The organism is Desulfamplus magnetovallimortis, assembly GCF_900170035.1.
GTDB classification, from domain to species: Bacteria; Desulfobacterota; Desulfobacteria; order Desulfobacterales; family Desulfobacteraceae; genus Desulfamplus; species Desulfamplus magnetovallimortis.
Genome location: NZ_LT828540.1, coordinates 551462 through 565219, shown reverse-complemented (window position 1 = coordinate 565219; position 13758 = coordinate 551462). Strand labels below are relative to the sequence as shown.

11 protein-coding genes are annotated in these 13758 nt (G+C 39.5%); 3 read left to right on the top strand and 8 right to left on the bottom strand.

The annotated features are described in order from the left end of the window. Positions 1–85 precede the first annotated feature (85 nt). The 8 genes from MTBBW1_RS02355 to MTBBW1_RS02320 form a co-directional block, all read right to left on the bottom strand. Positions 86–826 carry a transglycosylase SLT domain-containing protein gene (locus tag MTBBW1_RS02355; protein ID WP_080799676.1) on the bottom strand — a complete coding sequence of 247 codons (741 nt, stop codon included), beginning with the start codon at positions 824–826 and terminating at the stop codon, positions 86–88. A 25-nt stretch (positions 827–851) separates the two neighbouring features. Further along, positions 852–1145 (bottom strand): DUF3467 domain-containing protein, encoded by a 294-nt coding sequence (locus tag MTBBW1_RS02350; RefSeq protein ID WP_080798617.1) that lies wholly within the window; start codon positions 1143–1145, stop codon positions 852–854. An 18-nt stretch (positions 1146–1163) separates the two neighbouring features. Beyond that, positions 1164–1568, bottom strand: coding sequence for a DUF4150 domain-containing protein (locus MTBBW1_RS02345; RefSeq protein ID WP_080798614.1), 405 nt, complete (start codon positions 1566–1568; stop codon positions 1164–1166). Between the two features lie 163 nt (positions 1569–1731). Continuing rightward, positions 1732–2400, bottom strand: coding sequence for a DUF3540 domain-containing protein (locus MTBBW1_RS02340; RefSeq protein WP_186441042.1), 669 nt, complete (start codon positions 2398–2400; stop codon positions 1732–1734). Next, positions 2397–3467 carry a pentapeptide repeat-containing protein gene (locus MTBBW1_RS02335; protein WP_080798608.1) on the bottom strand — a complete coding sequence of 357 codons (1071 nt, stop codon included), beginning with the start codon at positions 3465–3467 and terminating at the stop codon, positions 2397–2399. The genes MTBBW1_RS02340 and MTBBW1_RS02335 overlap by 4 nt, the downstream gene beginning before the upstream one ends. Then, positions 3464–6529: a DUF2169 family type VI secretion system accessory protein gene (locus tag MTBBW1_RS02330; RefSeq protein ID WP_080798605.1), complete on the bottom strand. Its 3066-nt coding sequence runs from the start codon at positions 6527–6529 to the stop codon at positions 3464–3466. Before MTBBW1_RS02330 ends, MTBBW1_RS02335 begins: the two co-directional genes overlap by 4 nt. Before the next feature lie 142 nt (positions 6530–6671). Then, on the bottom strand, positions 6672–9593 hold the full coding sequence (locus MTBBW1_RS02325; RefSeq protein WP_139786633.1) for a type VI secretion system Vgr family protein: 2922 nt from the start codon (positions 9591–9593) through the stop codon (positions 6672–6674). Positions 9594–10073: 480 nt separating this feature from the next. Beyond that, complete coding sequence (locus tag MTBBW1_RS02320) at positions 10074–10409, bottom strand: STAS domain-containing protein (RefSeq protein ID WP_080798598.1); 336 nt, start codon at positions 10407–10409, stop codon at positions 10074–10076. A 231-nt stretch (positions 10410–10640) separates the two neighbouring features. Between MTBBW1_RS02320 and MTBBW1_RS02315 the strand changes: the two genes are divergently transcribed. From MTBBW1_RS02315 to MTBBW1_RS02305, 3 genes are all read left to right on the top strand, one after another. Then, positions 10641–11282: a type VI secretion lipoprotein TssJ gene (locus MTBBW1_RS02315; RefSeq protein WP_186441041.1), complete on the top strand. Its 642-nt coding sequence runs from the start codon at positions 10641–10643 to the stop codon at positions 11280–11282. Then, entirely contained in the window at positions 11275–12672 is a 1398-nt protein-coding gene (tssK, locus tag MTBBW1_RS02310) for a type VI secretion system baseplate subunit TssK (RefSeq protein ID WP_080798593.1), read from the top strand. Before MTBBW1_RS02315 ends, tssK begins: the two co-directional genes overlap by 8 nt. A 404-nt stretch (positions 12673–13076) precedes the next feature. Then, positions 13077–13730 (top strand): DotU family type IV/VI secretion system protein, encoded by a 654-nt coding sequence (locus MTBBW1_RS02305; protein ID WP_186441040.1) that lies wholly within the window; start codon positions 13077–13079, stop codon positions 13728–13730. Positions 13731–13758 lie beyond the last annotated feature (28 nt).

Below are 13758 nucleotides of genomic sequence, written 5' to 3'. Positions count from 1 at the left end.
GGAAAGTGTAAAGTACTTTGCATGATATGAAGGATGCCGAAAAATGAGGTTATTTGAGGAAAAGCTCACCCGCAGGGCGCTAAGTTCACTTTGAGGAATCATAAGCAAAGAGAGTATTAGTTAACTGTTCATTCAGCTCTGCTTCTTTTGCTATAATGCTTCTGATATAAAGGCGTGTCTTGTTGGATAATGCATCGTTCATTGATGCATGTAAACCTGCGTTATATGCACCCAGTGCTTTTTCAACATCACCATTTGTGTCACTAATACATTTTTTTAGATACTGGACTCCTTCTTCAATATTTTTGTCAATATTATAAAAAGAGTTGATACTCCAATCCTGTCTGTATGAGTCATTAAGTTGAAAAATCCCCCGATCAACCGAGCCGTTTCTGTTAACATTAAATGCTGTAGGGTTAAATCTGCTCTCTGCCCATGCAAGTGAAAAAGCAAGATTTACAGGGGTATCAGTTTGGAGACATGTTTTTAGAATTTTGTTTGCAATCTCACTATTGCCAGTAAAATTTGAATAAAAATCAAATAGGCGTCTTATCTGCTCCTGGGTTAATGGATCTGACAGAAACAAATTGATATTGAAATTTTCAGATTGCTGCTGAATCTTTTTTATCTGTTTGTGTTTACTCTCTGTTTCATCGTTTGTTGCTAAACTTGATTGGTGATGCAAAGAAGCTGATTGTTCAAAAACAGATGTATCTGATATTTGATATGATTTTAATGAGAAATCAATTAGAATTATGGAATGGATGAACAAAAAAATTAAAACAAACGAAGATATAACAACTAAAAATACTTTTTCTCCACTCATTGCTTTTCTCTGCATGATTGTTGATTCATGATCTTTTTTGAAAATTCTTTTGAAGTCTGTCATGGGCTTGCTGAAGAGCCTGCTGCATGGTCTGCATCAGTGTATATGCGTTACCCACAGACATTACAATCCTATTGGATATGGATGCATGTTCTGGCATTGATCTGTGAAGATTTCCAAACTCTATCACCACATCACCTGCGCCCACATATACGTTGAAAATATCTCTGTAAACATACTCAAGATCCGGCGAAACGTGAAACTGAATTGATGATGGAAGGTTTTTGTCTGTCTCTGATTTGTTCTCTTCATTGCTCATTGTTTTAAGTTTATCCTTTCATGAAAGGTAAAGAACCTTGAATTGACCTGGAACCAGTGTCATACCTGTAGGCACATTGGTTGAATTATGCAATGTATTATCCAGCATGCGGGTAGCAGGTGTCCCACCTGTGATAACTGTGGTGCTGCATCTTATATGTCTTGCGGGCCCCATCACTGTTCCTGATGCCACTCCAAGAAGAACTCCTGGAGTGTCCCCGATGGTTAATGGAATTGTTGTTGACATGTTGTGTGAAGGCATGAAGTTTATTAAATGTTTTATGGAGGTGGTTGGAGGTAATGCCGTCACTTTCATTGCAAAATTTGGGTATGGTATGGGAATTGGGGCTGGAAAAAACGGAGTCATACATACATCTGGGAATCCAAAATCCATTCCCGGAGCCATTGAACAATTTGCAAACATTTTATCTCCTTTCAGGAATTCAGCTATTTTTAATAACCCCCCCCCATGTTTGCTGACGCATCACAACGAAACATTAAAGTCGTTGTATATCAGCATGTTATGGAGACTTTCTAATAAAACACTCATGATCGTGAGTACATCACAACAATGAATGCCATCAATCTTAGCCCATTAAAATTTTTTTGCCATCAATTTTTGTACTTTCTTTGCTGACCATTATGGTATGACCGGTTTCAAGGGAAAATACTCCATCAGCATTTCTTGTCATCTGACGGGCTTTTACCTGATCACTGGATTCTGTGTTTCGTATATAATCTTTAAACCTGTTGAAAACATGTTTGGCCATTGTATTAATAATATGGCTGAAAAAATTGACTGTTTTATAGCTTGCCTGAAGTGTATTTCCTGTGGCAGTCAGTGAGTCAAGTGAAAATGTGGCACTATGGCTTTTATATAGTGTCTCGCCGCAAATCAAATTGAGATTTTCCGAGGCGATTGTCGCTGTCTCCTTTGCTAATATGGATATGCTTCCATCTCCGGATTCAAGTGTTGCGTCTGCAGGCAGGGATATCTTCATCTGCTGTTTGCGATGATCTTCACGTTCCATGATGCCCAGAATATAAAACTGATCATCTTCATTTTTGCAGCAGATAACAGTGTCTCCGGCTTCAGGATCAACAAGGCATGAAAATGCTTTTTGGGCTTTAATTTTTTCTCCCCCCATATCAACAATGGCGGCTTTTGCAAGAACGGCAACCACCTTTCCATTACGGATTGACGGCTCATATTCTTGATCTGGAAAAACACTTTTTATTTCTGGCATTATACTCATTTGGTACCCCATTTTTCTGCTTTTAATCGTTTTTGACAGGTGCCCCTGGCAAGGGCTCTGTCTGATCCTGCCCATATGGTTTCATCTGTTTTAATATTATGCAGATTAGTCATAGTAAGGTTTGTATTTGTAAGATCTGCACCTGTCAGATCAGCATGGGAAAGGTCGGCATAAGAAAGGTTTGCTCCTGTAAACATTGCTTTTGAAGCATCTACGCCTTCCATCTGGGCGTGGTTCAGTATTGCATTACTAAAATTTGATCCGGCGAGTTTGGCGCTCTGCATTCCTGCCATTTTCATTAAACTGTTTTTAAAACTTGATCTTTCAAGGGCAGCGCCGTAGAAATTTGCAAATTCCAGAGTAGCATTGTCAAATATTGCATTGTCAAGTTTTGCCCACATAAATCCACCCTGAATCAATTTTGCATTTGAAAAATTGCATTTATCAAGTGTGCTTTCATGGAATTGGAGTTGGCTTAAATCCATTTTACTGAAGTTGGTTTCAGACAATGCTGCTCCATGAAAAAGGGACAAGGTGATTGAGGCATTTTGCATGATTATATTGCTAAACTGGCATTTATAAAATGTGGTTTTGTAAATCATTGATTGCGAGAAATCAATATTGTCCATTATGCAATCATTAAATACAGCAGTATCCAGATGTGACTTGACAAAAATAGCTTGGGTTAAATTGACAGTTGAAAAAAGAGACATGTTCCCAATGGCTGTATCTGTAAAATTTGTTTGCACCATTTGAGAATCAATGAATTTAACAGACTCAGTGTTGATTTCCTTGAAATTTGAAGAGTTAAGGTTGCAGTTGATAAATCTTGCTTCATTAAGATTTGCATTTGCAAAAACAGCCTGCTTCATTGAGCATTTATTGAAGGTCGTCTCTTTAAGATTTGCTTTTGAAAAATCACAAAAGTCAAAACATACGTTATTAAAAATGCCACCGGAAATGTCAGTCTCTGTGCATATTATTCCGGAAAAATCTTCTTCATTAAAAATATCACCTTCATCTTTAACTCTTCTGGAAAGTTCTTGACCTGTCATGGAGTTTGTCATTGCGGTCTCCACTGTTCAATAAGGGTATTGTCAAGGTTGCTGCCGCTGAAATCAGTTCGAGTTATGGTGGATCTTAAGAAATCAACCTGGTAGAGGTTAGCTCTTTTAATTGAGGCATCTGTCAAACGAGCTTTTGCAAGGGAGCCTTGCATCAGATTGATGTCGTCAAGAGTGGCGTTTGTCAAAATTGTTTTCCTGAATTGGGTGTTTTTTGCAAATGCCTTAGATAGATCTGCTCTAGAGAGGTCAGCTCCCCCAAAAAAGGCATTTTCAAGATCAGCTCCGGAGAGTAAAGCTGATTGCATTTTCATGTTTTGAAAATTGGCCTGTTTAAGGCAGGAGTTTTTAAATGATATTTGCTCCATAACTGACTTTCCAGATTCTGTTGCAACAAAGCACCCATTAGAAAGAGATGTGCCATTAAAGATTGTTTCAGACAATTGACAGTCAACAAAAGCACTTTTATCCATTATGGCCTCAGTGAAATCACATTGTTTTATGGCACACTTGAAAAATGCACTGCTTGTTATAATTGCTTTTTTAAATATCACCCTTGAGAGCGTGATTTCAAGGAAAAGTATGCCTGGTATTTTTGCATCGGTAAAATTTGATCCATTCAGTTTTATTTCAAGGCATTCAATGTCACTGAGATCACACCTGGAAAAATCAGAATCTGTAAAGTCACCCTTTGACAGTTTTGCTGATTTCATACAGGCACCTGAAAAATTTGCACCTTTTGCACTAACCGCACCAACATTTGCTTCAGTTAAATCAGCATCACTTAGATCAGCACCTTCAAGGTTTGCCCTTGCAAGTATGGCTCCGGAAAAATTTGCTCCTTTAAGGCTTGCTCCCTTGAAATTTACCTGTTCAAGCAATGCACCACTTAAGTTTATTCCATCAAGGATTTCACCGGAAAGATCAATACAGGCAAAGTCTTTCCCAGATAAAGTTTCTCCATTTGACAATGCCTCAAGAAAGTCCTGCCTGACCTTTGCCAGTTCTTCCTTGTGGGGGGAAAGTCCTTCACCCATGAAGTGGGCTCCCATACGATATGTCTCCATGAAATCTGATTTTGCTTCATTTAGTCTTTCATGAATCACATTGTCATAAGTCTGCATCATCTCCTGAATCTGCTTTTCCAGCTCTTCTGTTTTTTCATCTTCCATTCCCATGGATTTTTGGGCCTGGATATGAGCCATTGCCTCAATTATCCTGGGATTAATCTCTTCAGGGGCTGCCTGGCTTCTGATTTTTTCAATATCAATTCGGGGAAGGGGCATCGGCGGGGTTGAATTGTTATCAAGATCAATTGTGTTAAGAGAGTCCAGAGTTTCAAGAAGTTTCTTTTTTCTGTTTTCAAGTGATTGAAGGTTATCTGTGTCATCACTATGTTCTGAAGTATCAACCTCACTTGTCCCATCAAGCAGACCTGGTTTATCAATTTTTCTTGTCTCTTCAATTTGCCTCTCAACATCCTGAATACGGGCTTCTATCTCTTTTTTTCCTTTTTTTATCTCGTTTTTTGAAAGCTCTTTTGCCTTTTCTTCTTTTTTTTCTGTAAATGTACCTAATGCCTCAAAAATTTTGTCAAGGGAGTCAGACGAAAAATTAGTCAGATCCATTTTTTGTAAATCTCCGGAAGTAATACCTGGGATGATGTTGTCAAGAGTGGTCTTAAATTGTTCCATTTCCGGATCTGGTGAAGCATCAGCTTTTCTGGTCACCATCTTTCTGATATCAAGTTTCCCATGGTCGGTACTTTTGGAGGATGAGTCTTGGCCTGGCATACCATACACATTTACTCCCGCAGGTATTTCAGGTGAGGAATTTCCGGCAGGCATGTCAGGCAGGTCAGATTCTGCGATGTTTTTCTCGATTTGCTGGATGGACTCTTCAATTTTCTCATCTGCTTTTTTTTCCAGCATGGTAATTTTTGTATCAATATTTTTTACAAGTTCGTTTTTTTCCTCTGTGGTGACAGCGGTGTCAATCAGCACTTTCATGGGGCTTTTATGACCTTCTGGAACAAGATCTCCTGTTGCAAGATTGTTAAGCATTCTGTCATCGCTGTTGATACGTCTCTCAAGAGCAGTTTTGTAATATTCAGAAGTGCGGGGGGAAGAACTTTTTTCTTCATATGCCAGAAGAAGATGGGAAACCGTATCTGCTTCATCGTCTTCAACCTCCATTACCCCCCTGAAGATAGTCATTGCCAGAAGTTTTTCAGGAAAAAACCAGATGGTATCCATATTAAGGGGAAGTTCACCAAATATTGTGTTGCCGGCTTTATTGTGATTGACAAAACACCTTGCATAAAGGCCGGGAAGTTGCCCCTTTAAAAGTGGAATATCAGGATGCATGTTGTTAATTGAAAAAAGTTCGTTTCCATTAAAATATCCATCTATCCATTGATCATCAGGAGCGCACAAAAAATATCTCCAGTCATGGTCGTCAGGGTAGCCTGGAAAAAATTTTGTCCTGTAGGTTGAATCATAGGTTCCCTGGTATTTCATCCTCTGGGGAAGCATGGGGTGAAGAGGAGAAAAACCAGCAGGTTCAGGTTTGTCTTTTTGTGATATAACAAGATTTCGAGGATGTTCAATACAGGGAAGAAGCCCGTCATTAAATCCGATTCCCTCAGGGTTTCTGTCATATTCCATGCCGCCAAAGGCATTTTTGTAGTTAATAGGCATACTGGTAAATGGGGTAGGATTTGACGGCCGGCCAGATTGCCATTTTCTGGGACCGAATATGTAAAGCGATTTTTGTTTATTGCCAATTGAGACAGTTGCCTCGCCTCCTGTAACTGCCCTTTTGTCTGGCGCATGATAGCTGCCGGTAACAAGGAATTCTCCATTGGGTTTGGGCATTGCCATGTCAGGAAGAGGGAGTTCTTGATCCATTGATTCAAAAATATCTTTAAGATAGTAAACATCAAGCAATGCCTCTCCTGTTTGAAGAGAGATGCCAAGGGAGGCTGATACAACAAGATAGAATTTCTGATGTTGTTCAATTACCTGATTGTTGGCGAAAATTTGTAAGGGTCTTATGATGTTCATTGTATTTACATTACCCGTCAAATCAGTGGTTGGATAAAACTCCCTTGAATATTAAAATAAACGGTCATGGCCGGCATTCAGCCACCCCCGAATATGGAAATTTGTATCTATTTCCACGGTAAAACTGTGTGTAGCATTGTCATCAAATATGCATAAAAAATGATTTTTCTATGGATAACTGCTTTGTAAGGAGATCAAAATCTACTTTTTCAACATCAATATTTTTACTCTCTAAGTGTAACCTTGCATCTTCTAAAAGCAGGCTCTGTACCTTGGCCTGCAAATCCTCTTTTTTTGAAAGCTTTGTCCCAGGGCCATGAAATTCAAATTGAAAGTTTTTTAATTTAAGTTCCCAGGCAGGGTTCCAGTAGAATACAAAATCCATTGCAACGCCTATACCTATCTTGGTTGTGAGCGAACCTGTAAATTCCATATTGAATTTTTCGGCAAGCTCAAGATTTAGTGAGTGGGTTGCTCCAAGGTTAATTCCAATGGAATTTTTCCAGCCCATGCTGAAATCAAAACTATGTACCCCGCCAATAGACTGCTTTTTGCTGCTGTAGAGCATCTGCATTTCCCAATCCTTGCAGTACTGTTCTTCAGTGGTGATGCCACTTTTTGTATTATTGGATATAAAATGAACCTTATTTTTGGTAAAACCGTTCCAGGTTGTCTCTTCTGTGACGCCTTTGGTTTCATTTGAAGTCATTTCATAGATGAGAGTTCCACCACTATTCCATTTTTTCTCTTTTTTTACGCCACTTTCCGACCACTCCCATGATTTTATGGCACCTTTTCCTCCGTTGGTTGTTCCCCTAAAAGCTATCTCAACATGCCTGCCTCCATGCTGTATTGAAAGGGAACTCCCCTTTGATATTTCGATGGTGTCTGCCTCGGAATAGTCATAGGATCTTCCAAATTTTTTCCCGACCCAGACAGATGTGCTGCCTGTGGTTGTATCCTGATCCCAGACCCCTGAAGCTCCTATTTCGATGTCAGACGTTGAAGGTCCTTTGGATGCATTGGAATCCTGTGCATTGGCCCAGTTCATAGTTGTCCAGTCCGGTCCTCCGGTGTTCAGCAGATCAAAGGAAGATCGGGTTTTATTCAATTCCGCTGACTGGTCAAGGTGTTCCTCCACATAAGAATTACCAAGATTGTAGTTCCAGTAGCCTCCAAAATCATAAATATTACCCTCTTGGGTATTAAATGTGTCACCTTTGGCAAGTTGAACCCTGCCTGTTTTTGCAAGTTTCTTCATTGAAGCTGTATCTACTGTTGGTGTACCGCCTGAGGCAACGGCCTCAGTTCCATAACTGTATGCCCTTAATCCAGTTGGATTAAAACCAGGTGAGGCTGCATAAAATTTATCCCACAGATATTTCAGGTGTGTTGGTACATTTGCTCTTGTATTAGGTCCTTTTACAGTATAAGTAGCATAGCGGTTCTTAGCTTCAAGCCAGAGGTCTCCATCAGAATGGATTCTTATTCTTTCCTTTCCTGTTTTATCTTCAAATTCAATGTAGTTTTCATTATCGTGATCATTGGCTCCTTTTGCATATGCTGCATAGGCAGCAGCGCCAACAGATGAATCAACAGGGTTTTTACCAGTTTGGATAACGGATTTTGTCTGGTTACTGCTAACAATTGGGCTTGAAGTTTCAGGATTGGGAACAGCACCTGCAATAAGTGGTCTGTCTGGGTTACCATCAATAAATGTCAAAAGAACTTCTGTCCCCTTATGTAACGGAAAATGCATTCCCTGGTTTTCTCCTGCATAGGGCTGCATCATGCGAAGCCATGTTGATGCCTTGCCTCCGAACCTTCCGCTTCTGTCAAAAGGGAGGATAACCTTGTATCGTCCAAGGTCGTCAATTTCTGCATATTTTCCGGTGGATGCGGCATCCACCTTTGCGTTGAGTGTACCTGAAATTTTTGGTTTTAAAGCTTTTCTTTTCGGTCTGAACTGGGCATCAGAATATATTGCGGTAAAGCGGTTGTAGTAAAACATCTCCTCATCCTGCTGTGAAGCTTCCGGTGATATTCCGGAAACAAGATAGCCGGTCTGGTGACCTTCGTGGGTCACCTCGCATATGAGATATTTACGGTTGTAATGATTGTTGTAGTAATCATACAAATTAAATGTGTACCCGGGAGTGATAAAAGGAACTGTGCCTTCTCCGTGAAAAATCGACTTGCGACAGAAAAGCTCCTCTGCCCTTATTGAAGCAAGCCTGTTTCCTTCTTCAACAGAGTCAAAGTGTTCTCCATAAAGATATGTCTCCCCCCTTCCGTTTTTATCAACATCAGCTATACCTTCTACGACAAGGGAAGGTTTAAGATAGTTGTAGTCCTTAAGATAAACACGGGATGGCAAGAGGTTGTGACTGCATTTGAAATCCTTTATAACTTCATCCATATGGACAGCATCAAGGCCGGAACGGGGATAATAACGCAGTTCTTTTTCAAACAGCAGATCCCTGTGGGAGATCCTGGTATCAGTGAAGATAACTTTTTCACCATGTTCTGTCTGCTCAAAAAAATAGTAAATTCCTTCACGCTCAGCCCACCTGGAGACAAAATTGAAATGTGACTCATCATACTGGCAGACATATTCCATCTTGTCATAACTTTTTTGAAGCCTGAATTCAAAATCAATTCCCTGGGCAAGGCCACCGTCTTTTAATGCACTCTCCATGATTTCCTGAACATTAAGATCCAGAAATACCTGGTTGTGATGGGTTAGCCTGAGCCACCACAGCTTAGGCCTGAGAACGGCCTTATAAAAAAGATAGCCGTTAAACTCCTGTATCTCTTCAAATTCTGTAAGAATGCCGTTGAACTCTACATTGCCGCCTTCCTGCCTCAAAATGGTAAATATTGCAGGGTTTTCAAGTATGATAAGAGGATCTGTGTGGTGCATAGAGGAAATCAATGTTATTTCAAACTTGTATGTTTTTGATATGCCCTCAACGCCTTTAAAACTCACAACACCAAACATCTCCTTTGAAATATTAGGCGCTTTTGATGAAAAAAGATATTTTTCTTTTGTTAAAAACTCCACATCTGCCTCCAAAGTTGTGTTCAAATAACGGCCATATAAGACTCAATGTTTATTAGAAAGTCTATATAAAATACTGATATAAAACGACTTTCATGTTTTGTTGTGATGCCTCAGCAAACATTGGGGTTTGTTAGAAAATCACCATATCATACTGATATATTCAAAGCCGACACCTATTGTACTGTCAACACTTAATTTTAGGTTTATCTTCAACGTAGAGACAAGGCATGCCTTGTCTCTACAATTAACCGAATCCTAATTTTTAGCTTTGACAATGCACTATGCTATTTTGAGCCTTGCCACTACTGTCTGAATCAGGACGCCCAGGATGATAATGATTTACAGGATAAAAATCCTGAGCATCCTGTAAATCCTGGTTCAGACAAATGCAATAAGTGCCGAGAAAGCCAAAAGATGTCGATTTTGAGGATATATCATGACTTTCATGCTTCGTTGTTATGCCTTAGGAATCATGGGGGTTTATTGGATTGCTGCCTCAGCTTCCGCAATAGTATCACAAATATTTACAAAGGTGTTTACTCCTGCCATTTCTATAATTTCCCTTGCATTTTCGCTTAAGATGCAGAAGAGTTCTCCTGAGTCATACATCTGTTTTGTTATAACCACAAGGATCCTGATGCCTGCACTGCTTATATATTCGACATTTTCGAGATCCAGTATAATCTTCTCTTCTCCTTCAGACAGAATATCCATCAGTGCATCTTCAAGGGACTCTGCAGTTATGGTATCAATGCGGCCTGCCACATGAACCACGCTATAGCCATCTTTTTTGTCAGTAGTGATATTGAGTGTCATATGATTTAACTCCGTATTGATTATGTCTCAAGAGTCATAAATTATAAAGCGCGTCGCCACATTTTGTGTTTTTGTTTTCTGAAAAACTACTATTTGGTCGTTGAATGCGACCATGAATGTTTAGAGTACTTTCGTAATGATGCTAATATTTTCTTGACAATAATACTTGTCACTATGATATGTAAAGAAAAAATAATAGTGTTTCTGGCGCTGGAACTTGCCTCTTGTTCCATGAAAAAATCGTTCCTGAACGCAAATCCCATCTATACAGGTGTCGTATCCATGAAAAATTACATTGATTTCTTTAGCTCCAGTATGATCTTCTCTCAATTTCGTAACTTTTGTGTTGTTGCTGTGCTTTTATCTACCACTTTTCTTATGGGTGCATGTGCCTCTAAGCAGCCTCCTCCCCAGCCCATATGGGAATTTAAGCCGCGGGGAATTGAAATCTCTTACCATGCCGATAACATGCTAAATGAATACAAAGGGACATCCCATGCAATTCAGGTTGTAATATATCAGTTTGACTCCATCAACAAATTCAATGAACTTGCAGGATTCAGGGAAGGCTTAATTAAATTGTTGAAAGCTGAAAATTTCGATCCAAGTGTCAAATTTATTCAAAAAGTTTTTGTGGATCCCGGTGCATCAGGTGAATTGATTCTGGACAGGGCGGAAAATGGCCAATGGGTTGGTATTGTGGCAGGATATTATGATTTGACTCCTGGAAGGGTCACATGTACGGCCGAGATTCCCTATGAAGTAAAGAAGCAGGGATTTATTTTCAAGGAAGAGGTGGTTACCATCTCTGATCTTAAATTTGATATTTTCCTTGGCCCCCATGATATTAAAAAGATAAACGAAAATGAATAACTGCATAAAACCTATATTATGGAATCAGGGGCTTTTTCTGCAACCTCACCATTTCCAGCAGTTCGACAATTACCTTGCTTCACTTGTCATGCCCCATGCACTGTATCACACACCCTTTTTCTGGGGATGTGGAACAATGGAAATTCAGGAGACGGCTCTTGATCAGCGTATTCTTGAGATTACCCGATGTGAGCTGATTTTTCAGGATGGTACGTGGATACAATACCCTGGAAACGCAACTACTATTCCACGCTCTTTCAAGGAACTCTCATTTGATGCTGAAGGTGACAAGCCAATTACAGCTTATGTAGGTTTAAAAAAGTGGGAACAGTATAAAAAAAATGTGACATCCATAAATGATACAGATACCCTGGATAAGATAGGAACCCGTTTTGTTTCTCCCCTTGAACCAGAAGAGACAAGGGATATACATGAAGGAGGAGATTCTGCTAATGTCCGTAGAATGGAGCACTGTTTAAAGATTTTTTGGGATCATGAAATTGAAAAATTCAGTGATTACTCCCTTCTTCCGATAATGCAACTTAAATTTGATGGTGACAGCGTTGTTGTTTCCAGAGAGTACGTTCCACCTCTTTATAAAATTTCAAGCTCTGATATATTGATGCAGATGTTGAAAAATCTTCGGGAAATGGCAATTTCAAGGTGCAGGGTCTTTGAGTCCTACAAGTTTGCTCAAGGATTTCAATCATCTGATTTTGATGCGCATTTTATTCCTCATCTGCTTGTTCTAAATGGGTTGAACAGAATCCTGCCGATGTTGAATCATATTGTTGAAACAGGCGATGTTCATCCCCATGCTGCATATGGTTTGATCAGGGCGATTGTTGGCGAACTAAGTACATTTACTGACAGAATTAATGCATTGGGGCAGTTGAAAGATGGTACCTTGATGCTACCGGAATATGATCACGAATCACTTTTTACCTGTTTTAATGAGGCACACCTTCTAATTGGTGAACTGCTAAGGGGAATCTCCCTTGGAGGTGAAAGCATTATAAGTCTTATACGGGATAATGACTACTTTAAGGCAACAATCCCATTTGAAGAGTTCCATGAGTCATGCCTGTTTTTTATTGTTGTTCATAATGCACCTGATCCAGATAAACTTATAAATGATTTTCATAATATCATAAAAATAGGAACTCCTTCTGGTATTGAAAATATGATATCCAGAGCGCTTCCCGGAGTCCCTGTAAAACACAGGCTGGTTCCACCACCTGGAATGCCGAAACGTCAGGATTCTAATTATTTTAGGATAGACACAAAATATCATTTATGGTCTGATATCCGACGATCAGGCGGTATATCATTGTACTGGAGCAATGCTCCTGATGCTGTCTCAATTGAAATTGTGATTTCCAGAGTATAAACTCGTCAAAATATGGGGTTAGTTCTAATTTCGGCCATTTGTCTGAATCAGGATAACCAGGATAAAAAAGATGTTCAGGATACTTGCTTAGGAATAGGTTTTAAATAACTTACCCATTTCATAAGACAGATTCCTTGAATCACGGAACAAGCAGGTTTTAAAATGGGAATGTTATTTCGTGCTAATTCCTTAATCCTGCCTTATCCTGTTAATCCCGGGTATCCTGATTCAGACAGCCTCACAAAAATTCACATTGGCCGAAATTAAAACCAACCCCCAAAATATCAACAGTTTTTTCTATAAACGAGGTCTTTTTGGATATCTCTATTACAGATTGTGTTGCCAAACTTTTTGCATATACATATTCTCTTTCAGACCAGCTTGGAGTGTTACAAGGAGAGGGTGTGTCCACAAATGTAGCTGATCAATCAACGATTGATATTTCAAAACCTGATCAACCATACGGCACTGCTTTGGGCTTTGAAGAGATAAAAAGCACTTACTCCCTTTTAATAGATGAGGCAAAGGCAGTTGCAAAATCTGCTGGCATTTCCAGAGCCAGAATGGACAGGGCATTTTTTGCAGTCTTTGCATGGATTGATGAGGTTTTGCTTGAAACTAACTGGCAATACAGGGAAGATTGGGTAAAAAACCCACTCCAGAAAATATATTTTAATACAACAAATGCAGGTGAGACCTTTTTTAAAAACCTTGATAAACTCGGCAGTGAAGAAGCATACGTTCTGGAAGTATATCAGTACTGCCTTGCCTCGGGTTTCAAGGGTGCACTTTTTCAACCTTTTCAGCAGGAAGAACTTAATATATATAAGGAAAATACCCTTAAAAACATACAGACTGACCAGGTTCCGAAGCTCACTGATATTATCTTTCCATATGCTGGAGCACAGGAGATTGTTAAGCTCCCCGGTAGAAAACGATGGAAGGGGCTGGCCGGTTTTTCGTACCTTTTTATTTTACTGCCTATCTTGCTTTTTGTTTCTCTTTTTTACTTCTACAACAACAAACTTCTGGAGATGATCAAAATCTCCGTTAATTGATGTAATGGCGGAAATCCTGACTTGAAGA

Bases quoted from the DNA above. Each gene is read 5' to 3' on its own strand.
- tssK (WP_080798593.1), top strand. From the start codon at position 11,275: ATGAATAACTGCATAAAACCTATATTATGGAATCAGGGGCTTTTTCTG.
- MTBBW1_RS02355 (WP_080799676.1), bottom strand. From the start codon at position 826: ATGAGTGGAGAAAAAGTATTTTTAGTTGTTATATCTTCGTTTGTTTTA.
- MTBBW1_RS02345 (WP_080798614.1), bottom strand. From the start codon at position 1,568: ATGTTTGCAAATTGTTCAATGGCTCCGGGAATGGATTTTGGATTCCCA.
- MTBBW1_RS02330 (WP_080798605.1), bottom strand. From the start codon at position 6,529: ATGAACATCATAAGACCCTTACAAATTTTCGCCAACAATCAGGTAATT.
- MTBBW1_RS02350 (WP_080798617.1), bottom strand. From the start codon at position 1,145: ATGAGCAATGAAGAGAACAAATCAGAGACAGACAAAAACCTTCCATCA.
- MTBBW1_RS02335 (WP_080798608.1), bottom strand. From the start codon at position 3,467: ATGACAAACTCCATGACAGGTCAAGAACTTTCCAGAAGAGTTAAAGAT.
- MTBBW1_RS02315 (WP_186441041.1), top strand. From the start codon at position 10,641: ATGAAAAAATCGTTCCTGAACGCAAATCCCATCTATACAGGTGTCGTA.
- MTBBW1_RS02340 (WP_186441042.1), bottom strand. From the start codon at position 2,400: ATGAGTATAATGCCAGAAATAAAAAGTGTTTTTCCAGATCAAGAATAT.
- MTBBW1_RS02320 (WP_080798598.1), bottom strand. From the start codon at position 10,409: ATGACACTCAATATCACTACTGACAAAAAAGATGGCTATAGCGTGGTT.